Source organism: Aerosakkonema funiforme FACHB-1375, from assembly GCF_014696265.1.
Taxonomy (GTDB): Bacteria; Cyanobacteriota; Cyanobacteriia; order Cyanobacteriales; family Aerosakkonemataceae; genus Aerosakkonema; species Aerosakkonema funiforme_A.
This window is the reverse complement of sequence record NZ_JACJPW010000041.1, coordinates 16,611-37,065: the sequence shown is the minus strand read 5'-3', so window position 1 is coordinate 37,065 and position 20,455 is coordinate 16,611. Positions and strand designations below refer to the sequence as shown.

Below are 20,455 nucleotides of genomic sequence, written 5' to 3'. Positions count from 1 at the left end.
AGTTTAGTTGAGCGGTACTTGGCTAACAGCCAATTTATACTCCCGTGGCGCAATTTGGTAGACGCACTAGGCCGAGATCCTAGTTTTTTGCAGGTTCAAATCCTGTCGGGAGTACCTACTTGGGTTATTGGCAGAGCGAATATGCAACTGCCTTGTGTATGGGGTATTGGCATAGCGGCTAGTGCATCAGACTTTTAATCTGACTCAGATAGGTTCGACTCCTGTATACCCCATGAATTTACTAAAATAAAGAAAGGAAGGAAGTAAAAATGTCTAGGATGCGATCGCAATCCCGAACTCTGCGAAACGATGACTTTCAAAGTTGTGTCAAAACAAACACTACCCTGTGAACTCTGCGAACGAGAAATGGCTCGTTTAACCGCCCATCACCTCATTCCCAGACAAAGCACTAAACGCCAGAAAGTAGAAACAAGCCCAACCATTGATATTTGTTCGGCTTGCCATCGCCAAATCCATGCTTTATTTGATAACAAGTATCTTGCCAAAGAACTAAACACTCTAGAAAAACTGAGGAAAGAACCGCAAATGCAGAAATTCCTTGCTTGGGTCAAGAAGCAAAATCCCGATAGGCGGGTAACAGTTCATCGGCAAAAATAACAAAGATTTTAACCTAGAGTCAGAAACCGGGTTTCTCGGCAATGACTAAACTTTAAGACCCAAAATTTTCATCTAGAAACCCGGTTTCTCAAAGCTTAAAAGAAGGATAAAAGATAAACTTTTCATACTTTATCCTTTACACTTTTTCTGCCCTTGTAGCCCAACAGGAAGAGGTGCCTCGCTTAGAACGAGGAGGTTACTGGTTCAAATCCAGTCAGGGGCATTGGTGACGACGCAGGGATGGAGCAAAGGCGGCTCATCAGGTTCATACCCTGAATATCGGACAGGTTCAATTCCTGCCCCTGCCACCAAAATGCAGGTGTGGTGTCAATGGCAACACAGCAGTCTTGTAAACTGCCTATGCGAGTTCAAATCTCGCCTCCTGCTTGTACTGTAGAAAAGGTGATATTGGGAGGAGTTGAAAATATGAGGCTAGTTGCCATAGCGCAAGATACTCTCAAAATAATGGAAGCAGGTTATTACCTATCTCCTAGTGGCGAACAAGTGAATATTGCGCGAGATTTAGTATCCTGTATCGCTCAAACTAAATGCTACGATCCCGATCGTCTCGCACAAATTCAAAAAGAAGTTCTCGCTAGCACTCCTCAATTCTCCCATACTGAATTTACAGTCAGAAACGAGACAACATTGGTGGGAGCAGAAATGATGGCCCAAACCCAACAATTTGAAAAAATTGGCGTTCTCAATTTTGCTTCCGCTAAAAACCCCGGCGGTGGATTTATCAGAGGCGCTCAAGCGCAAGAAGAAAGCTTAGCAAGGAGTTCTGGACTTTACAAAAGCTTGTTGAAATGTCCCGAACACTATGAGTTTCATCGTGCTAATCGATCGCTATTGTATTCCGATCGCACGATCTATTCACCCGGTTGTCCAATTTTCCGCAAAGATGATGGAACTTTACTAGAAACACCATATCTAGTAGATTTTATCACTAGCCCAGCCCCTAATGCTGGTGAAGTTGCAAAGAAACAATCTCAGGATTTGAGAAAAATACGCGAAGTTCTCTATATTCGCGGTGCTAAATTGTTAAGTTTGGCAGCTTACCATCGTTGCGATGCTTTAGTTTTGGGTGCTTGGGGTTGTGGCGTATTCAGAAACGATCCGGCAATGGTCGCGCAAATGTTTGCCGATTTATTATTAGCAAACGGTCAATTTTGGGGAAGATTCAAAAGCGTACTTTTTTCGGTTTTGGATACGAGAGGAGAAAGAAAGATATTTACAGAATTCGATCAGCGCTTTGGCTCAAATGGATAAAAGAAATCCGAGCGTTTGAAACTTTGAATATGCGGATATGGTGTAGCGGTAGCATCTGAGTCTTCCAAACTCTAGGCACGAGTTCGATCCTCGTTGTCCGCTTTTAAAAATGCGGGTGTGATGTAGTGGCTAGCATCTGAGTCTGCCAGTCTCAGCGCATGGGTTCGAGTCCCGTCATCCGCTTGAGAACAATTTGGGAGTATAGCTCAATGGACAGAGTTTCAGGTTTCGACCCTGAAGGTTGTAGGTTCGAGTCCTACTACTCTCGCTGTTCTCAGTCCTGTAGCTCAACGGTAGAGCATTTGCCTTACAAGCAACTGGTTACAGGTTCAAATCCTGTCAGGACTACCAATTATGAGAGTGTAACTCAACTGGATAGAGTACCAGATTACGAATCTGGTTGTTGCGGGTTCAAGTCCTGCCACTCTCGCTGTTCTTAGTCGTGTAACTCAATGGCAGAGAATTTGCGTTACAAGCAAATGGTTGTAGGTTCAATTCCTACCAGGACTACCAAATTTATGGGAATGTCGCCTAAAGGATTGGGCATCGATCCTCTAAATCGATTTGTGTAGGTTCAAGTCCTACCATTCCCGCTTGAAACTTTAGTTTTCTTTAAAAGAGGTGAGTTAAATTGATTTGTTAATTTTTGCAGAAATGGCGTTCGCGTAGCGTGCCGTAGGCATATCGCATTCTACAGCGTGACCTAACATCCGAGAGCCTACATACTTTAGTACGAGAGGAAAAGTAACGCTGTCAAAAAGCAGTGGGCGTTTGCAAACGGGGAGTGCGAAGAACCCGATAGGTGGGCTTGGAGGTAGCCATCCTTTAAAGAGTGTGTAACAACTCATCGGCGGAGTCCCTCTAGTAGCTGAGAAAACGCAAAATGCTCTGGTAACTTGCACGCTTTTTATCTGATGCGATCGCACATTCCAAAATGGGTCTGTAGCTTAATTGGTAAAGCGTCTAGCTGGCTGCTAGAAAGATGTCAGTTCAATTCTGACCAGAATCCACCAAAAATGGGTCTGTAGTTCCAACGGGAGAACGCTTCTCTTGCAAAGAAGAGGTTGTGGGTTCGACCCCCACCAGATCCACTAATGGTGTCTGAAGCCAAAGTGGTGGCGGCGCTTGTTTGTGAAGCAAGTAATAGCGGGTTCAACTCCCGTCAGATACCCTCAAGGAAGGTGCCGCCGAGTGGACGGCAAGCGGTCTTGAAAACCGTGGTATGGCTAATAACCGTAGGAGTTCGAGTCTTCCACCTTCCTCCTTGATTTAAATTTTGACTTTGTTAGAGTTCTTAAAAAATTCTTTTTCTATGAGGCTTATCTTTTCCAACAGATCGGGAGTGTAGCGACCATTTCTTGGTAGTAGATCGGGATAGTTTTCTAATATCAACTGCGCTCTTCTTGCTTTCTCTTGTTCTCTCAAATAAGGAGCAATTAGTTTAAGAGCTTCTATTGCACCTTTGCGACCAACCTTCCAATGATAAGTTTCGCTGTGATTATTTTTTGCTTTATGAGCTATACAAGCAGAACCTCCAAAGTGGTCTTTCATAAACAGGACAAGTTCAATTGATGTGCTAGTCATGGTTAAATATGGCGCTCTCTACCCACCTTTATTTGTACGGATGAGGGTAATACTTCCTTCTCCATCCATCAATCCTGCTGCATAAGCTAGTAAAGTTACGTCCATACAGAAATTTGGAAATGGTATTGATTAATTGTATATCCTACTCCCACCGGAAGCCGAGAAGCGAGGCACTGTGCTGATAACGCAGAGGTAGAAGGGGCAGTACCTTCCCGGTGGATTGATATAATCGCTTTATGGGGAGGTCGCCTAAATTGGAATGGCACCGTAGAAACTGGAGAAACGGTTCTCAAAAAGACGACTGGGTTTGCCGAGTAGGGTAAAAAGTTGCTTCGCGACGTTCCCTGAAACAGCAAACGGGCAACGGGTTGCGGAGGCACTGAAAGGAATTAATAGTCCGAGATGGGGGTAGTTCCCGTCTGCCTACGGGTAGTAAGAAAGCGCGTTTCCTAAAAGTTGCCGTTGGTCGATGCGGGTTCGAGTCCCGTCCTCTCCATTTTTATTTTTTTATAATTAGAAAAAAAACTCCGATCGAATATGGCATAACAGCTTACTTTTTTCTAAAAAAAATAGCGGGGTTTTGCGGATAATATAATTCTTCCTACAGGCGAACAAGGAAAATATTGAATTATAGTTTGTCAGTACCTAACGAACTTTTCTTGTTCTATAGAGCTTATTCGTAAGGAGATCTATACTTAATGTAGCAGATTGATTTTGATGAAATGCCTCTCGTTAAAAAAAAAATATACAAATCAAATTTCAAAATCAAAAAGTAAATTTACTATCTGCAATCTAAAATTTGAATTTTTTTTCCCCTTGCCTGTGGGATGCAGACCTAGCCCTCCGAAGGCTGGTGACCAAGTTCGACTCTTGGGCAAGGGGTTAGCTGTTCAGCCTTGGTCACCAGTGGAGCCTAGATCGGGGTTATCGCTGTATGTAGGTTGTAGTCTGGTCATCAACGGTCTGAACAAAAGAGCATTGCTGTTCCAAGCGCTATAAAGGGTAGAATCAAGCTAGTTTTTCTCTGGAGGTAAAACAAGTATGATTTTTCCAGTTTACCCTTGGATGTATGCACTGTTATTCATAACTTTGTTGCTCACATGGCCTCTTTATGTCGTTAGTAATTTTGGAATACTCGTACTATGCCTAGTCATCAACACCAGTATTTTTCTGACAGTAGTATGGTTTATAAACAGTCGTGAACTTAGCTTCTGGAGGGGATTAAGCTTACTTTGTGAATCGTATTCAACAGGCTGTGCAAACATCACGATACTTTATATTATTCCTCTTTTAATGGTTTATTATGTTCTAATGATAATCGCAACTTGTAAAGGTTTTTGGCTGGGAAAAAATTATACAAAAAATTGGTGGATTAAAACAATTTATAAACGCTTCCCTCTTGACAATAGAGGTGATGATTTGCGACTCGATCTGGATCTAGATTTCTATGAAGTAATTTTCGGATGTAATAAAACAATAAGAGTTGAGCATTTAGAAGCTAGACCTAATGGTGATGTGATATCAGCCATAAAAACACTAACAGTGACCGTTCCCGCTGGGGTTGATTCTGGAACACGTTTGCGTATACCTGGAGAAGGAGATGCTAGCCAATATGGCGGCAGTCCTGGAGATCTGTATATCTATCTTCTGGTGCCATTAGAAAGTGGGGAATTTAAACGTGATGGTACTAATGTTATGTCACAAATAAGGATTACAACAGAAGAAGCTGAGCGAGGTGGAGAAGTTACTGTAAATACAATCGATGGAGAGGCGAAACTTATGATTCCTCCTGGAACAAATAGTGGTGATTATTTAACATTAAAAGGACATGGTTTACCAAAGCTTGGTTCCCCTACAGATAGGGGAGATCACATTATCCAAGTTGTGTTCTAGCAGTAGGCGTTGAAGCTGAACAATTGATTGACAAGCTAATCATAAAAGTTCATCTGTTTCTAATGAGTTCAGGCATTCTGCTTTTTAGAGGGGCATTTCAAGTTCGACTCTTGAGCAAGGGGCTGAGTCGATTTTAGATTTTATATTTTAAATTGAAGGATGCTTTTTAAATCTTCAATATTCAATCTGAAATCTGCAATTAAACTTTATTCCGGGATAGCTCAATGGCAGAGCAAACGGCTGTTAACCTGGAGTTTTGGAAAGTGCGGCTGTGTGGACGGCAACTGGTTTGGAAGTTCGGGTAGTATTTCTAGACTTGAGTACGTTATGACTGCATCTAGTGTTTTAACACTATATTCAGAGCCAAACTACCTGCATTTTGTAGTGTTTTGTAGTACGATTGATGTGGTTTATTGAGCCTTGTTGGTATTGACGATGATTCGATCGACTACGCCCGATGACACCACTGCTCTGATCGCCCTAGCTGACGCAACTGGGCTTTTCCCGCCGAGTGCGCTAGAGTTACTGCGCCAGATGTTGACCGATTCTTTGGCAGGAAACAGCGATACAGAGCCGTTCTGGATTACTGATGATGACAATGGGCCAGTGGGCGTTGCCTACTGTGAGCCGGAACGGATGACAGACAGGACTTGGAATCTGCAATTAATTGCGATTCACCCGGATCGCCAAGGGCAAGGACGCGGTACGAAGCTGCTACGCTACGTCGAGCAGGCATTGACAGCACGCAGGGGGCGCGTGCTGCTGGTGGAAACGTCCGGGATGCCAGAATTCGATCGCACCCGCGCATTCTACGCGAAGTGCGGCTTCGAGGAAGAGGCACGCATTCGTGACTTCTACGCAACAGGCGATGATAAGGTTGTGTTCCGCAAAGTGTTGAATGCAAACTAATGGCGAGGCACGAAGCAATGGCTCAAATTCAACTGAATCTCGTTGTCATCCGCTCAAACAACATTGAAAAATCTGCTGCCTTCTATCAACGGGTGGGGCTGACTTTCATCAAGCATCAACATGGCAGTGGTTTAGAGCATTTTGCCAGTGAGGTCGGTTGTACCACGTTTGAGATTTATCCATCTACCCCAGAAACAGTACCGACGACAGCGACTCGGCTAGGATTTCAAGTTACTTCTGTAGATGCAGTTATCCGCGAACTCGAAAAACACGGTGCTTCAATCATTTCACATCCTAGTAATTCAGCTTGGGGAAGACGTGCAATAGTGGCAGATCCAGATGGACATCGAGTAGAGCTGACACAACCCCAATAGCTTCGTTGTGAAGTTCGCCTGATGTACGATTCCTCCATCTTCCTTTAACCACCGGAAGCCGAGAAGCGAGGCACTGTGCTGATAACGCAGAGGTAGAAGGGGCAGTACCTTCCCGGTGGATTGGTTATCATTAGAAACTGTCTACTAGCATTTAAAGACTGTGTAAGCAATGCCAACTCTGATTTTGACTCCTCGCTATACTGAAGATTCTCAGGCTTTATGGCGTGCAGCTAATCGTTTGGGTTGGCGAGTCCAGCGATTAATTAACTGGCGACTACCTGATGAATTAAAACTTGTCTGCGAACCAGTTTTGTATGTGGAAGCATTGATGACAGAGATGATAGCGGAGCAACTTGGACTTCGCTTAATTGACCCACCAAATGATTGGTTACCCAATTTACCGGAAGAATACCGAAAGCGTTGGGTTTATCTGAGTACGTTGGGTGAAGCGCGGTGCATGGAAAAAGCAGCTTTTATCAAACCGCCAAACGACAAAAGTTTCCCTGCCCGTGTTTATCAAAGCGAGGAACTTCCCAGCGATTATCCCGATGAAATTCCAGTGCTAATTGCGGAAATTGTGGAGTGGGAAAAGGAGTTTCGTTGCTTTATTTTGAATCGCTCTCTCAAAACATTCTCAATTTATCTGCGCGATGGAGAGTTACAGCGACAAAATGATTTTGCACATACAGAAGAGGAAGAGTGTGAGGTTCGGGAGTTCATCGAAATTCTACTATCAGATGAACAGGTAGAGATTCTTGAGGCAACAGTAATAGACGTGGGTGTGATTAAAGGAAGAGGATGGGCAGTTGTTGAGCAGAATGCAGCCTGGGGAGCAGGTTTGTACGGTTGCGATCCCATTGAGGTCTTAGAAGTGCTGCGGTACGCTGTTGTTAGGGCATAACATATAGCAATTCGCTGAATAATTAACAATTTCAGTGAGGCTTGTAGCTATTGCTTCTGCTAATCTGAAATTTGAAATTACTTTTTTCCCTTGCCTGCCGGATGCAGAACTGTTTTTCCTAAAAACGGTATTGTCAAGTTCGACTCTTGAGCAAGGGGTTTTGGAAGATGCAGCTTTTTGCTGTAGAGGTATCCTGCGGGAAGACATTCTTTTAGGATTACTCTACCTTCCATTTATAGCAGTTCTCAGTTCATTGAATTGAGAGCGCGATCGCTCATTCCATAACAACAACAAAAGGAGGATCTAAAGTGCATGGCACGCACCAAATTTGAGCGGACAAAACCACACATTAATATCGGTACGATCGGTCATGTCGATCATGGCAAGACTACCTTGACAGCAGCAATTACTAAAACGCTGGCAGCGTTGGGAAAAGCTAAACCGCTAGGCTACGAACAAATTGATGCTGCACCGGAAGAACAGGAACGGGGTATTACAATCAATACCGCTCATGTTGAGTATGAAACTGATACTCGACATTATGCTCACATTGATTGTCCCGGTCATGCCGACTATGTGAAAAACATGATTACGGGTGCTGCTCAAATGGATGGTGCCATTCTGTTAGTTTCAGCAGCAGATGGTGTGATGCCACAAACTCAGGAACACATCTTACTGGCACGTCAGGTTGGAGTTCCTTACCTTGTCGTTTTTATGAATAAGAAAGACATGGTAGAGGACGATGAACTTTTGGCATTAGTAGAATTGGAAATTCGCGACCTTTTAAGTGCTTACCACTTTCCTGGGAATGAGATTCCCATCGTGGCAGGTTCGGCACTCAAAGCGTTGGAGAAGATGACTGCTAATCCTAAAACTCAGCGGGGTGAGGATGAGTGGGTCGATCGCATTTATGCACTTATGGATGCGGTAGACTCTTACATTCCTACGCCGAAGCGGGAAATCGATCGACCTTTCCTGATGCCGATCGAAGATGTATTCTCGATCAAAGGTCGGGGAACGGTTGTTACGGGTAAGATCGATCGAGGCACGATCGAAGTCGGCGATGAAGTTGAACTGGTCGGTCTGAACAACACCCTGCGTGCAACAGTTATCGGCATAGAAATGTTCAGGCAAGTTCTGAATGAAGGAATTGCTGGAGAAAATGTCGGTTTGTTGCTGCGGGGTATCCAGAAGCATGAAGTTGAACGAGGAATGGTCGTTGCCAAACCGGGTTCAATTACACCTCATACTGAGTTTGAGTCTGAGATGTACGTGCTGACGGCAAAGGAAGGCGGTCGCAAAACTCCATTCTTGCCTGGTTATCGTCCTCAGTTTTTTGTGCGAACAACTGATGTGACAGGAACGATTAAATCCTTCACAACAGATGATGGCAGTGTAGCTGAGATGGCAGTACCAGGCGATCGCGTTAAGATGACTGTTGAGTTACTCGACCCCATTGCGATCGAGCAAGGAATGCGCTTTGCTATTCGTGAAGGCGGTCGCACGATCGGCGCTGGCGTTGTCTCTAAAATCTTGAAGTAGATTTTCTCCAGACAAACAGGTGCAGAAAGCTCACTTAGCCCGGAACTTTAGTTCCGGGCTAATAGCTTCAGTCCTCTAAAAGAGGGCAAATGACCAGTATTGGAGATGATATGAAGCTAAATCAGTTGATTGCTGTATTACAGTCTGTTAAAGCAAATGCCACTAAAGGCAAAACCGAAATCTATCAACTCTCTCAGAAAAGTGGACTGTTTCAAGGGTTAAGTAGAACTTATCAGCCCAGAGAAGAAGATGGATTTGTTTATCCTGCTGAGTCACAGAAATTGACGCTGAAGGCCAACGAATTGATTGATAAGTTTGTGCAAGCTTGCTCTGAATATTTAGACCTGGCAGCTACTCAGGACTACGCTAATACTGAGGCTAAGGCATCAGTTGTTGTGGATGGGCAAACTATTATTGCTGATGTCCCTGTCTCCTATTTATTATTTCTTGAAAAGCAGCTTCAGGATGTCAAGACGTTCATTACTTCATTACCCGTACTTTCCATCGACAAAGACTGGCAGCATGACCCCAATCGAGGATGCTATGTTACCAGTCCTAAAGAAACTGTGAAAACTAAGAAAATCACGGATTTTGTGGTTGCCTATGAAGCAACAGAACATCATCCCGCTCAAATCAAAGAAGTTTCTAAAGACGTTGTGGAAGGAACCTGGAGTTTGATTGAGTTCTCAGGAGCGCTGCCTCAAGACCGCGTGAATTTATTGCTTCGTAGAGTGGATATACTGCAAAAAGCAGTGATTCAAGCTAGAGAAGAAGCGAATGGTAGGGAAGTGCAGCAAAAGCAAGTTGCTAGGGCAATTTTTAGCTACCTATTTGCAGATTAGACTATAATGGATTTGGAGTACAAGTTCATTTTTAGCAATTCAGGGTATTTGCAGGTTCGACTCCTGTCCCCCAGTCCATCTGGGGGTAGGCAAATTGGTAAAGCCACCCTGGTGCGTCAAATTCAGAATAAAGCTCAGGTTATTGCTCCAAGTTCATTTTTGAAAACTCGCTCCCTGTATCGCTCTTCGTAGAACAAGGCTAGTGAGACGCGGGTTCAAATCCCGTCCTCTGCTCCAAATATGCAGAGGTAGTTTAGTGGAAAAACCTCACAGCATCAGATTGATTCTGCGGAAATTGGAAATCAAAAGACAGGATCGGCGTTCCAAAACTTCCCCGGCATTCAGGATACGAGTGCCGGGGTTTTAACATGGGACACACCGTCTCAGTATATTCTGTTGATGCTCCAGTTCAAAGATATTTACCACCGCTAAATGCGATCGCACTCCCTTGCATAGGTTTTTAGTCAGAAATACCTTCTCAGTTTCCGTTTACCAAAGGTTAAATATGCGAAAACTAAAATATTATGTTGTTACCACACTCGACGGGTTTATTGCCCGCGAAGACGGCACCTGGGATTGTTTTGTTCAAGAAGGCGAGCATATAACTGATTATCTTGAATCTTTGAACTTATTTGATGCCGTTATAATGGGGCGAAAGACTTACGAAGTAGGGCTAAAGGTTGGTGTGACTAATCCTTATCCAACAATGAAACAGTATGTTGTCTCGCGCACGATGAAAGAAAGCCCAGATGAGAATGTTGAACTCGTGTCGAACAACGTGGTTGAGGTAGTCAAAAATTTAAAAAATGAACCGGGCAAAGACATCTATCTCTGCGGTGGCGCGGATTTAGCTGCCATGCTTTTTGCCGAGAATTTGATTGATGCTGTTATCCTAAAAGTGCATCCCGTACTGATTGGTTCGGGTATTCCGGCTTTTAAAGAAATTGTCAGGCAGACCGATCTAGAATTAATTGAGAGTAAAACCTTTAGGACGGGTGTTGTAGTTCTTCATTATGATGTGAAGAATTGAAGCTAGGACTGATGCTGACTTTTTGGTATAAGTATATGAAGGAAGTGCAGTAATGCTTCGACTCAAAGCTATAGCGATCGCATTTTACTTAGCCAGCAGTGCCGGGATTATTCCGCTCCTAAATTAATAAGTTCATCACTCACGTCTGAGGTGTTGCAATGCCATATCCCGATCCGAAAACTTTACATCCAATGCAGGGGTTTCCGCAAGTTTGTTTTATTAAAAATATCGTTTCAAATCCTAACATTATTATTGGCGACTACACTTATTACGACGATCCAGAAGATTCGGAAAATTTCGAGCGGAATGTCCTTTATCACTATCCCTTTATCGGTGACAAGTTAATCATCGGCAAGTTCTGCGCTATAGCCAGAAATGTAAAATTCATTATGAATGGTGCAAATCACGGAATGTCGGGGTTTTCCACCTATCCATTTTATATTTTTGGTAATGGTTGGGAGCGCGTTACACCTGAGTCTAATGAATTACCTTTTAAAGGTGATACTGTAATTGGGAATGATGTGTGGATTGGATATGAAGCAACGATTATGCCTGGGGTAAAAGTTGGCGATGGAGCAATTATTGGCGCTAAGTCTGTAGTTACTAAAGATGTTAAACCTTACACCATTGTTGGAGGGAATCCAGCTAAGGTAATCCGACAACGCTTTTCTGATGAAATAATCGATGTTTTACTGGAAATTGCCTGGTGGAATTGGGATATTGAAAAGATTACGAGAAATTTAGAGAAAATTGTTGGTGCAGATATTGAAGCATTAAAAAATTGTGTATAATTGACCAACAGAAGCCCAAAAGCGAGACGCTGTGCTGATAAAGCAGAGGTAGAAAGGGAAGCGATCGCTATATAGGGTAATAGAGGTGTGTTAAGTCGTATTGTTATTACAGTGTTCAATTTAATGGGTAAAATGCTATCTTATATATTTAGGTTTATTTAGTCACCCACTCTTTTATGTAGGTTTGTTGTATGGACATCACAGCCACTTTGAAGGAGATTACAACCCTAAGTATTGAAGATCGGATCGATCTTGTGCAAGCAATTTGGGATAGTATTGCAGCAGAACAAGCTTACCCCAACCTGACCGAAGCGCAACAGCAAGAGATCGATCGCCGTATTGCCGATTACGAAACTAATCCCGATAACGTATTGACATGGGATGAGATTAAAGCCTCAATCAGAAAACGACCATGAATTATGTACTGGTATTTCGTCCAGAAGTTCGTGAAGAACTAAATGAGGCGTACAATTGGTACGAGAGTCAGCAGCCCGGACTTGGCGACGATCTTTTCGATTGTGTTGACGATATCCTGAATCGAATTTGCCAAATGTCTGAGTCTAATACTGTTGTCTATCGAGTTCGGTGGGCAGGCATTGTTTATAGTTTTGTATTATAATTTTAAGGTGAATGAAAGTAGTTATGAATAGCCGAAAATATTATTCTGCACGTACTGGTAAAAATCCAAATGAGAGTCGTTACGACCTGACTACCCTTCGTAGGCTTTTTCGCGATCTCTATTTACGATTTCTAAACGATGATTATTTTCAAGAAGCGTTTGGTTACGACTGCGTAGATTATGGACGGGTTCAAGGCAAGTTAGGTTCGGACATAGAAGTGCAAATGTTTCGTTTGATTAGGAAACCCGATCTTTGGCCAATACAGAATAAATGTGAAGCTTATTCAGAAGACGATTTATTCGATGTTATCGAGTTTATTTACGAGCATATCTCTAAGCCAATTAATGGACGTTACCATAGGTTTAACGATTGTGGAATGCACTACAATACTTTTGATAAGAATACTGGTCAGCAAGAGTTCAGAGAGCAAGTTAATCAAATATTATGTGACTATAAGGAAGGCTATGAACTCTCAGAAAATGGCGAAATTTTAGAATTGCCAGAAAATGGCTTAGAAAATCTATTTGTTGAAAATTTACCCATATACGATCACGATAACGTTGAGCAGCGAGTGGAATCTGCAATCAAAAAGTTTAGAAGCTATCGCTCGTCTTTAGATGAAAAACATGATGCAATTCGAGATTTGGCTGATGTCCTTGAATTCCTGCGACCTAAAATCAAAGAGTTAGCGGAAAAATATAACCCAGATGAGCAATATTTATATAAATTCACTCAAAACACATATGATATCGCGAATAACTGTGGGATACGACACCACAATAATAAGCAAAAACAGGATTATGACAAAGATATTTGGTACAATTGGATATTCTATTATTATCTTGCAACTATACACGTTTTTGTGCGGTTGATAAAGAAGGCTGAAAGCCAGTCAACTTGACCAAGAGATATAAAAATATGAAATGGTTGTTTAATCGATGACTCCGTGCCATGAATACTGAATTTCTTAAATTAGAATTAATCGAATGGATTTTGTCATTAAAAGATGCTGAAGCCTTAAATGAAATCCAAAAAATGAAAGAAAATTTTTCTGAAAATGCTCTCGCAGTCCAACCTCGTCAATTTGGCTGTGGCAAGGGTATTTTTACTTATGTGGCAGAGGATTTTGATGAAACGCCTCCGGGATTTGAAGATTATATGCTGCCATGAAATATCTAATTGATACTCACATTCTGATTTGGTTTGTTGAAGGGAGCGATCGCTATTTAATCTCCTATTTTAATCAATCTCGATCGCTTGTTCAGATCCCCGACTTCTTGAAGAAGTCGGGGATCTAGATTTACCTCGATCGCTCACCCTATTGGGTGAGGTTTCATCTCTATTACAATTGTAGTATAGAGTAGTATTCAAGACAATTTTTTATGTTTACTTTGACGATGCGCCCGTTGGCGATCGAATCTGACTTGGAAGCGATCGCACACCTAATCAATACTTGCGAAGAGGTCGATCGCCTAGAATATGGTACGTCAGTATCGGAACTTCGCACTGATTTTGACAACCCATCAATCGATAAAGCACGGGATATCAGACTTTGGGAAGATGCGGATGGTAATTTAATTGGATTCGGTCAGTTAGGGATACCGGAATCAGGCGAAATAATTGATGGTTGGTTGTGGTATTGCGTTCATCCTTATAATCGCGGGAAGGATCTGGAAAGGCAGATTATTGCTTGGGGTGAGGAGAGGATGCGGGAAGTTGCACGCGATCGCAACGTGCAAGTAGAATTGCGCTGTTCTGCTCGCGATGACAAACCGTACTACATCACAGTAGCGGAAAATAACCGTTTCACGGTCGATCGCTACTTCTTCACTATGCAGCGCAGTCTCGCCGAACCAATTCCAGAACCGCAATTTCCAGCAGGTTTTACTCTCCGCGATGCGGGTCATCAAGACACGGAAGCTTGGGTGGAGATGTTCAACCAAACCTTTATCGATCACTGGAATCACCACGATTTAACGCTCGATCGGGCTAAATATATGCTGACTACACCTGATTACAAGCCCGAATTGGATTTGGTTGCATTAGCGCCCGATCGCACATTTGCAGCTTTTTCCTTCTGCGCTATTTATCCAGGGGATAACGAACGTAGCGGATGCAAAGAAGGTTGGATTGCAGCACTCGGTACGCGGCGCGGTTTCCGCAAGATGGGGCTAGCGCGATCGATGTTGCTTTCGGGAATGCACAAGTTGAAAGCTGCGGGTATGGAAACGGCAAAACTTGGCGTCGATACCCAAAATCCCAACAACGCTCTGCGACTTTACGAATCGGTTGGCTTTGAGAAGCTTTACAACTGGATTACTTACGTTAAGGATGTGACCTGAAAAAATTTTTTCCAACCCCTTGACACTATTGTAGTATTTGTGTAGTATTAAATTGTGGCAAGCAAGAGAGAGGTTAACGCCTCTCCTTGGAATGCCCTACTGAACCTTGACAATTGAATAATCAACTGGCAATTTCAACGGACGTTCATTCAGGAGTCTTGGTAACAAGACTATTCTGTGATGTTGTTACTTTACACCAAAATCTTCGGTCAGCCTAGAACTCATTCCGAGTCAAAAAACAGGCGACCTGAGATTACTTCCAGTCCGTCTGAACGGGAATCAGAACGAGAAAGTTCTACAAGACTCAGACATACGAAAGTTACTGAGTCAATCCGCCGAGTTAGACAGGACTATCATTTAGAGCGGCGCTTTTTGCTGTAAAATCATCAACCGATTTTTGGGTAAACGTTCATCAACAAACCGCGCAGCTTTTTCAACAAAAAGAGTTACAAATCCAAAATCTAAAATCGAAAATTTAAAATCGAAAAAGGAGGTGCGAGATGGTTCACATTCGCTTTGAAGGACGTTCTTATGATATCGCCGAACCTCAACTGGGTGTGACAACGGGTATGAGCGATACCGCCATCAAGCAACGCCTCGCACAGCATTTTGATGTCAGTCAAGATCGATTGCAGTCTTATGTTGTCGATCGCAGACCCAGCGGCGATTTGATTGTACGTCCAGAAGCTGTTTACGGTTAATAACAAGCTGTTGTTCCGTACCCCGACATGAAAAGCCATACACACATTAGGATCTGGCTCCGCAAGGATTGTGGGTTCGACTCCCACTAAAGACCTCGGTCTTTATGGCGAAATGGTAAACGCACTAGAAGTTGTTAAAAGCTTTTCTAACTTGTGCGGAACAACTTTAAAAAATTGGGGTTTTGAATTCAGCAATTAATCCAAAATCCAAAATCCAAAATTCTATCCCGCGCCCTAACGAGTGAAGCGTACATACATCTGGTTTTCGGAACCAGAGGTTGTAGGTTCGATTCCTACCTTCCCCGCTAATGGGGGAGTAGCTCAACGGATAGAGCGCTAATGTTCAACGCTTTGTTGACTTGTGCGGGATAGATAAAAAGGTAGTTGAAATTCACTTCGCGCCCTCATTTAGAAAGCTTACATACTAGCTCATTAGTAGAGCATTCGGCTATCCACCGATTGGTAGCAGGTGCGAATCCTGCGTATGAATCAACAGCTTTTTTAACTTGCGCGAAGTGTTTTTAACTGCCATAAATTATTATGTTTATCGGCTGATTGCCATTATGTTTTATGTTCCGCGCCCTCACCAGCAAAGCATACACACAAGTTAATCGACTGGTCGTAGGTTCAAATCCTACCAACCCCGTTCGAGGGGTTGTAGCTCAGGGGTAGAGCGATCGAAGTGGCAAAAGCCTTGCCGACTTGCGCGGAACTTACCATTTGTAAAAGTAGCAATTCCTGCTTCGCACCCCGATCGAAAAAGCTTACACACTCTTCCTAACTATAAGGGTCATAATGTAGCGAAATTCGAGCGATCGAACAAGTGACAGCAATCCTAGTCTCTTTGAGATGCGGAGCGCGTGCCCACTGCCAGGTAAAACTGGTAAGAGCGACTGTTGTGTCCTCGCTTTTTCAACTTGTGCGAAGCAACCTTAAAAAATTTTTCCCGCGTCCTAACTTATGAAGCTTACAAACTGGTTAGAGCATTCGATCGCAAATCGAAGTGTCAAAGGTTCGATTCCTTTCTCCTCCACTTTAAATTTTGGGGGAGTAGCTCAGAAAAAAATAGCTTTTCTGACTTGCGCGGGAATCCCATTATTTTGAAACTTTGCAAAATCTACTCCGCGCCCTAATGGAGAAAGCTTACATACTTGCCTAGTGGTTTAAGGCACTTGACTCATAATCAAGCAACCCCCGATAAGGGTTCGCGGGTTCAAATCCCGCGTATGAACAAACAGCTTTCTCAACTTGTGCGGAGCATTTTTACCATTAAGAATAATGAAAAAAGGAGGAAAAAATGCTTTTAATATACTGTATCAATCAAATAAAACTTTCAACAACTATCTTTCAATCTACTAAATTACATCAAGACAACAGGTTGATTAATGAGCGAACATCGCTTAGGTGAAATCGTCATCGAACGCCCTCGTGGAGGGATGAGGATAAGCGCAAAGAAGCTAACAGGCTACAAGAAAGCTCTCGAAAAAATCACTCAAGAAGCTACTGAAGATGGCTTGTTATCTCCTTATTTAATCAAGATAAGGAAACACACAAAGCACTTCTCAGACCATTTGGGGCCATTGCGTCGCTGGTTGCGTTCTAAAGTAGGCCAGCCTTGGGATGCTGTCTATAAAGAATTATGCCAGCAAATTGAAATGAGAACCCTAATCGGCCAACATCTCCTGGGTCATGTGTGGCAGTTTGTGGAACGAGATGTTGAGTTAATTGATGGAGTTCCTTACCGTAAAAAGAGCTTCTCTTATTACTCAGAAAGGCGTCCGATTGGTGATTGGCGAGAAGAGCTTTACGTTCATCCAGAAACGGGAATTCTCTGCTTAGCGAAGAGAAGACCAGATAAGAATATCAACAAGGGTCACAACAACAGAGATGATCTGATCATCATAGATGCCTATCATCAATACCGGAAATTAGACGATTTGTGGTATTTCGTGACTCTGCAAGATATTCCACCAATGGAGAAACCTACAGATGTTCTACTCAAAACTGCTATTCGCCCTTGTGTAGCAAGGCTGGAGTACGGTAGGGAAGTTTATGCTGTTAGCAAGCAGCAGTGTGGGAAGCAGGAAATTAAGTTTATCTTGCAGAAGCTTGCTAAAAATTAAACAGACTTCCGCACGAAAGGACTATAAACCCGGTTTCTTGGTAGACTTTTAGCTGCGAAACTCACGAATTTTCATAGAAACCGGGTTTCTTTGCGTTAAATTTTTCACTTCGCGCCCTAACTGGGAAAGCTTACATACTAGCCGAATTGGTACAGGCGCTTGACTGAAAATCAGGTTATTGCAGGTTCAAATCCTGTGTATGAACAAACAGCTTTCTCAACTTGCGCGAAGTGCTAATTTTCAAAATTCGTTTATTTTTTAGCGGAGGTAGCCATGTCTGCCAAAACTATTGATATTTTGGCACAATTAAAATCTCTGAATTTGTGGGAAACTGCCGAACTGGTTAAGCAGATTGAGGCTACCTTCGATGTTGATGCTTCGGCTCGTAAAGGTATCTATATTCCTCCAATCATCGATATATTTCCGCCGCACGAACCGGAATTCAAAACATTTGATGTAGTTTTGGAGGAAGTACCCACCGATAAGAAAATTGCCATTCTTAAAGTGGTGCGGGAACTGACAGGTTTGGGTTTGAAGGAAGCGAAAGATTTTGTCGAGTCAGTACCGCAAGAGGTGAAAAGTGCGATCGCACTCCCCGATGCTGAAGATATCAAGCGTCAATTAGAATCTGTCGGTGCAAAAGTTTCTGTCAAATAAGGCTCAATATGATTGCTGAAATTGCAACATACAAAACGCTGGGTGAGATAGAAAATCTGATCCGCGCCTTCAAGGAGTGTAAGCTACCGCGAAGCAAATGGACTCATCAGGCACATTTAACTGTCGCACTTTGGTATCTATTTTATTACTCGGACATAGCAGCAATACATTGCATTCGGACTGGCATTCAGCGGTATAACGCTGCTGCTGGTATTGCCAATACAGAAATAGGCGGCTATCACGAAACCATCACTCTCTTTTGGATTCGGATTGTGAGTCGATTTCTTGATGCTGAAGGTGCTTCTTTAGCAATAGTAGATCTTGCTAACAAACTTATCGAGATTTATGGAAACAAGCATCTGCCGCTACAATATTACAGTCGCGATCGCCTGATGTCTTCTGAAGCTCGTCAAAACTGGCTTGAACCAGACTTAAAACCTGTCAGCCCCCAGAAATTGGTTCCCTAGCTAATAGCCCGCCAGGGAATCAATTCCCTGGCTAATAGCGAAAGTCCACTTAAGTGGACTGGGAATTAAATTCGGCTTTTTAGTTCTCTTTAGAGAACTTTAGCTATGACGCCGGAAATTGATTTCCGGGCGGGCTAAGAAGCTGAGAGAGAATGCTGAAAGATTTCAAAAATCCGTTATAATGGCAGTTGTCGCCGCGTCCCAACTGGGAAAGCCTTACATACTTGACCAATAAGCGAGTAGGTACAAAAAAGCTTTTTCGACTTGCGCGGTGATTTTTCACTATTTTTGTCGGCGACAATTGCCTCCTAAACAATCATTAATTTATAGGAGGTAGTGCCAATGAATACAACAGAACGAGATTTGCGTTTGGAAATGCTAAACAGCTTGCTGACTACACCTCACCGCAAGCTGGAACAAGTATCGGAAATTCACAAGTTAATTATCGAACTCGACCCGATTTTTTACGGACATTTGGCAGCTTGGTATCAGCGAAATGGCGATGTGCGCGATCATAAAGAAGTGTTTGTTGGCAATTTGCTGACTAGCAATGTCAATGAACATCGCGATGCAGGTTTTGTGATGTTGCAAGAGTTTCCGCCTTACGAAGTATCGCGAATTGTCGATTTTATGAAGCAGCATCGCGGAAAAGTACCTCGTTCCGCACGCACAGCTGTGACTCGCTATCTGAAGGCGCGGGAAAAGAATCCACAATTTTTCGATCGCGCTGCGTTGCGGGGACGTAAGGCGATGAAGCACTTGTACGCTACATTGCACATTAAGCCAAGCGATCGCGCTGATGCAGTACTATTTAAGGATAAACCGCCAGAAAATAGCCTCGCTTTCATGCTCAAGCAATTAGCAAAAGTACCATCTCCCGCAGAACAAGCAGCGCTAATTGTCGAACACAATATACCTTACACTGTTGCTGTTGGTGCGGTGAAACAACTAACGCCAACTGTGGTGGTAGCGCTGATTAATTCCATGTCGCCGCAAGAGGTAATTAATAACCTCAAATCGCTGAAAGAACGCGGTGCAATGGATCACCCGGAAGTGAAAGCGCTAATTGATGAGAAACTGGAAGCGGCGGCAAAATCTGACCGGGTATCGGCATTTAAGGCGATGAAAGCAAGCGAAGTAGCAGTTGTTGATGAAGCAACAGCTACTAAGTTGGAGCAAATTGTCGATGTGCAGGTGAAGCAGCGCGGTAAAATTACCAAAACTACTGCTTTGCTGGTGGATAAAAGCGCGAGTATGACGGAGGCGTTGGAAGTTGGCAAGCAAATTGCGGCGATCGTATCTGCGATCGCAGAAGCAGATTTGTTTGTTTATGCTTTCGATGCGATCGCTTACCCAATTCAAGCACAGGGTAAAAACCTCTCAGATTGGGAAAAAGCTTTTCGGCATATTTTCCCAAATGGCAGTACCAGCATCGGTGCGGCGTTGGAAATAATGCGACTGAAACGACAAGCGATCGAACAGATTATCATCGTAACTGATGAAAACGAAAACGCCGCTCCTTACTTCAGCACCGTTTATCCCCGCTACTGCGAAGAATTGAAAGTTATTCCGAATGTAGTTCTGGTGAAAGTCGGTCAGCACAACAGCTATTTAGAGCATCAACTACAGCAAAATAAGGTAACTTTTGAAACCTTCACCTTCGCGGGAGATTACTACTCGTTGCCAAACTTAGTGCCTTTGCTGTCTCGCAGATCTCGTCTGGAATTGCTGATGGAAATTCTGGATACACCCCTGCCAGTACGGGATGACAAATAAAGTCGGTTAATTG

22 protein-coding genes and 18 tRNA genes are annotated in these 20,455 nt (G+C 43.2%); 38 read left to right on the top strand and 2 right to left on the bottom strand.

Translation table 11 applies throughout. From position 1 onward, the window contains the following. The first annotated feature begins 38 nt into the window (after positions 1 to 38). The 18 genes from H6G03_RS17010 (at position 39) to H6G03_RS16925 (ending at position 3,152) form a co-directional block, all read left to right on the top strand. Positions 39 to 114, top strand: a tRNA-Leu gene (locus tag H6G03_RS17010). A 46-nt stretch (positions 115 to 160) separates the two neighbouring features. Next, positions 161 to 233, top strand: a tRNA-Lys gene (locus H6G03_RS17005). A gap of 76 nt (positions 234 to 309) precedes the next feature. Further along, positions 310 to 618: a hypothetical protein gene (locus H6G03_RS17000; RefSeq protein ID WP_190465728.1), complete on the top strand. Its 309-nt coding sequence runs from the start codon at positions 310 to 312 to the stop codon at positions 616 to 618. Between the two features lie 149 nt (positions 619 to 767). Continuing rightward, a tRNA-Leu gene (locus H6G03_RS16995) sits at positions 768 to 841 on the top strand. 10 nt (positions 842 to 851) lie between these two features. Continuing rightward, positions 852 to 929, top strand: a tRNA-Met gene (locus H6G03_RS16990). A gap of 4 nt (positions 930 to 933) precedes the next feature. Next, positions 934 to 1,005 (top strand) — tRNA-Thr (locus H6G03_RS16985). A 39-nt stretch (positions 1,006 to 1,044) separates the two neighbouring features. Further along, complete coding sequence (locus tag H6G03_RS16980; RefSeq protein WP_190465726.1) at positions 1,045 to 1,890, top strand: TIGR02452 family protein; 846 nt, start codon at positions 1,045 to 1,047, stop codon at positions 1,888 to 1,890. Between the two features lie 31 nt (positions 1,891 to 1,921). After that, positions 1,922 to 1,992 (top strand) — tRNA-Gly (locus tag H6G03_RS16975). A gap of 9 nt (positions 1,993 to 2,001) precedes the next feature. Next, positions 2,002 to 2,073 (top strand) — tRNA-Gly (locus H6G03_RS16970). Positions 2,074 to 2,085: 12 nt separating this feature from the next. Next, a tRNA-Arg gene (locus tag H6G03_RS16965) sits at positions 2,086 to 2,158 on the top strand. Between the two features lie 8 nt (positions 2,159 to 2,166). Further along, positions 2,167 to 2,241 (top strand) — tRNA-Val (locus H6G03_RS16960). A gap of 5 nt (positions 2,242 to 2,246) precedes the next feature. Continuing rightward, positions 2,247 to 2,320, top strand: a tRNA-Arg gene (locus H6G03_RS16955). A gap of 8 nt (positions 2,321 to 2,328) precedes the next feature. Continuing rightward, positions 2,329 to 2,403, top strand: a tRNA-Val gene (locus H6G03_RS16950). A gap of 7 nt (positions 2,404 to 2,410) precedes the next feature. After that, positions 2,411 to 2,483, top strand: a tRNA-Arg gene (locus tag H6G03_RS16945). A 343-nt stretch (positions 2,484 to 2,826) separates the two neighbouring features. Beyond that, positions 2,827 to 2,903, top strand: a tRNA-Ala gene (locus H6G03_RS16940). 5 nt (positions 2,904 to 2,908) lie between these two features. Then, a tRNA-Ala gene (locus tag H6G03_RS16935) sits at positions 2,909 to 2,981 on the top strand. A 6-nt stretch (positions 2,982 to 2,987) separates the two neighbouring features. Further along, positions 2,988 to 3,061: transfer RNA gene (locus tag H6G03_RS16930), tRNA-His, on the top strand. A gap of 5 nt (positions 3,062 to 3,066) precedes the next feature. Continuing rightward, positions 3,067 to 3,152: transfer RNA gene (locus H6G03_RS16925), tRNA-OTHER, on the top strand. 7 nt (positions 3,153 to 3,159) lie between these two features. Here the strand turns inward: H6G03_RS16925 and H6G03_RS16920 are convergent. Together H6G03_RS16920 and H6G03_RS16915 are read right to left on the bottom strand one after the other, a co-directional pair. Then, positions 3,160 to 3,474, bottom strand: coding sequence for a hypothetical protein (locus H6G03_RS16920; protein WP_190465725.1), 315 nt, complete (start codon positions 3,472 to 3,474; stop codon positions 3,160 to 3,162). 95 nt (positions 3,475 to 3,569) lie between these two features. Then, complete coding sequence (locus tag H6G03_RS16915; protein WP_190465723.1) at positions 3,570 to 3,854, bottom strand: hypothetical protein; 285 nt, start codon at positions 3,852 to 3,854, stop codon at positions 3,570 to 3,572. Positions 3,855 to 4,515: 661 nt separating this feature from the next. Here H6G03_RS16915 and H6G03_RS16910 point away from each other — a divergent pair. From H6G03_RS16910 to H6G03_RS16815, 20 genes are all read left to right on the top strand, one after another. After that, the gene (locus H6G03_RS16910; protein ID WP_190465721.1) at positions 4,516 to 5,367 is read left to right on the top strand and encodes a J domain-containing protein; all 852 of its coding nucleotides are present in this window, start codon (positions 4,516 to 4,518) and stop codon (positions 5,365 to 5,367) included. A 435-nt stretch (positions 5,368 to 5,802) separates the two neighbouring features. Beyond that, a complete protein-coding gene (locus tag H6G03_RS16905; protein WP_190465719.1) occupies positions 5,803 to 6,276 on the top strand; it encodes a GNAT family N-acetyltransferase in 474 nt (157 codons plus the stop codon). After that, positions 6,276 to 6,650 carry a VOC family protein gene (locus H6G03_RS16900; protein ID WP_199315331.1) on the top strand — a complete coding sequence of 125 codons (375 nt, stop codon included), beginning with the start codon at positions 6,276 to 6,278 and terminating at the stop codon, positions 6,648 to 6,650. Before H6G03_RS16905 ends, H6G03_RS16900 begins: the two co-directional genes overlap by 1 nt. Before the next feature lie 169 nt (positions 6,651 to 6,819). Beyond that, positions 6,820 to 7,551 (top strand): ATP-grasp domain-containing protein, encoded by a 732-nt coding sequence (locus H6G03_RS16895; RefSeq protein ID WP_190465717.1) that lies wholly within the window; start codon positions 6,820 to 6,822, stop codon positions 7,549 to 7,551. Positions 7,552 to 7,863: 312 nt separating this feature from the next. Continuing rightward, on the top strand, positions 7,864 to 9,093 hold the full coding sequence (gene tuf / locus H6G03_RS16890) for an elongation factor Tu (RefSeq protein WP_190465716.1): 1,230 nt from the start codon (positions 7,864 to 7,866) through the stop codon (positions 9,091 to 9,093). A gap of 89 nt (positions 9,094 to 9,182) precedes the next feature. Next, positions 9,183 to 9,935 carry a DUF7873 family protein gene (locus H6G03_RS16885; RefSeq protein ID WP_242057003.1) on the top strand — a complete coding sequence of 251 codons (753 nt, stop codon included), beginning with the start codon at positions 9,183 to 9,185 and terminating at the stop codon, positions 9,933 to 9,935. Positions 9,936 to 10,440: 505 nt separating this feature from the next. Next, positions 10,441 to 10,965 carry a dihydrofolate reductase family protein gene (locus H6G03_RS16880; RefSeq protein WP_190465714.1) on the top strand — a complete coding sequence of 175 codons (525 nt, stop codon included), beginning with the start codon at positions 10,441 to 10,443 and terminating at the stop codon, positions 10,963 to 10,965. A 158-nt stretch (positions 10,966 to 11,123) separates the two neighbouring features. After that, positions 11,124 to 11,756 carry a Vat family streptogramin A O-acetyltransferase gene (locus H6G03_RS16875; protein WP_190465712.1) on the top strand — a complete coding sequence of 211 codons (633 nt, stop codon included), beginning with the start codon at positions 11,124 to 11,126 and terminating at the stop codon, positions 11,754 to 11,756. Positions 11,757 to 11,947: 191 nt separating this feature from the next. Then, entirely contained in the window at positions 11,948 to 12,172 is a 225-nt protein-coding gene (locus H6G03_RS16870; RefSeq protein ID WP_190465710.1) for an addiction module protein, read from the top strand. Further along, positions 12,169 to 12,375: a hypothetical protein gene (locus H6G03_RS16865; RefSeq protein WP_190465708.1), complete on the top strand. Its 207-nt coding sequence runs from the start codon at positions 12,169 to 12,171 to the stop codon at positions 12,373 to 12,375. The genes H6G03_RS16870 and H6G03_RS16865 overlap by 4 nt, the downstream gene beginning before the upstream one ends. 23 nt (positions 12,376 to 12,398) lie before the next feature. Continuing rightward, a complete protein-coding gene (locus tag H6G03_RS16860) occupies positions 12,399 to 13,277 on the top strand; it encodes a hypothetical protein (protein ID WP_199315330.1) in 879 nt (292 codons plus the stop codon). Between the two features lie 50 nt (positions 13,278 to 13,327). Further along, the gene (locus H6G03_RS16855; RefSeq protein ID WP_190465703.1) at positions 13,328 to 13,546 is read left to right on the top strand and encodes a hypothetical protein; all 219 of its coding nucleotides are present in this window, start codon (positions 13,328 to 13,330) and stop codon (positions 13,544 to 13,546) included. Between the two features lie 212 nt (positions 13,547 to 13,758). Then, entirely contained in the window at positions 13,759 to 14,718 is a 960-nt protein-coding gene (locus H6G03_RS16850) for a GNAT family N-acetyltransferase (protein ID WP_190465702.1), read from the top strand. A 500-nt stretch (positions 14,719 to 15,218) separates the two neighbouring features. Then, positions 15,219 to 15,419, top strand: coding sequence for a hypothetical protein (locus tag H6G03_RS16845; protein WP_190465700.1), 201 nt, complete (start codon positions 15,219 to 15,221; stop codon positions 15,417 to 15,419). 1,144 nt (positions 15,420 to 16,563) lie between these two features. Next, positions 16,564 to 16,648: transfer RNA gene (locus tag H6G03_RS16840), tRNA-Met, on the top strand. A 156-nt stretch (positions 16,649 to 16,804) separates the two neighbouring features. Then, positions 16,805 to 17,542, top strand: coding sequence for a hypothetical protein (locus tag H6G03_RS16835; protein WP_190465699.1), 738 nt, complete (start codon positions 16,805 to 16,807; stop codon positions 17,540 to 17,542). Positions 17,543 to 17,673: 131 nt separating this feature from the next. Beyond that, positions 17,674 to 17,744: transfer RNA gene (locus tag H6G03_RS16830), tRNA-Phe, on the top strand. A gap of 71 nt (positions 17,745 to 17,815) precedes the next feature. Beyond that, a complete protein-coding gene (rplL, locus tag H6G03_RS16825) occupies positions 17,816 to 18,199 on the top strand; it encodes a 50S ribosomal protein L7/L12 (RefSeq protein ID WP_190465697.1) in 384 nt (127 codons plus the stop codon). An 8-nt stretch (positions 18,200 to 18,207) separates the two neighbouring features. Then, the gene (locus tag H6G03_RS16820; protein ID WP_190465695.1) at positions 18,208 to 18,666 is read left to right on the top strand and encodes a hypothetical protein; all 459 of its coding nucleotides are present in this window, start codon (positions 18,208 to 18,210) and stop codon (positions 18,664 to 18,666) included. A 342-nt stretch (positions 18,667 to 19,008) separates the two neighbouring features. Continuing rightward, positions 19,009 to 20,442 (top strand): VWA domain-containing protein, encoded by a 1,434-nt coding sequence (locus H6G03_RS16815; protein WP_190465693.1) that lies wholly within the window; start codon positions 19,009 to 19,011, stop codon positions 20,440 to 20,442. Positions 20,443 to 20,455 lie beyond the last annotated feature (13 nt).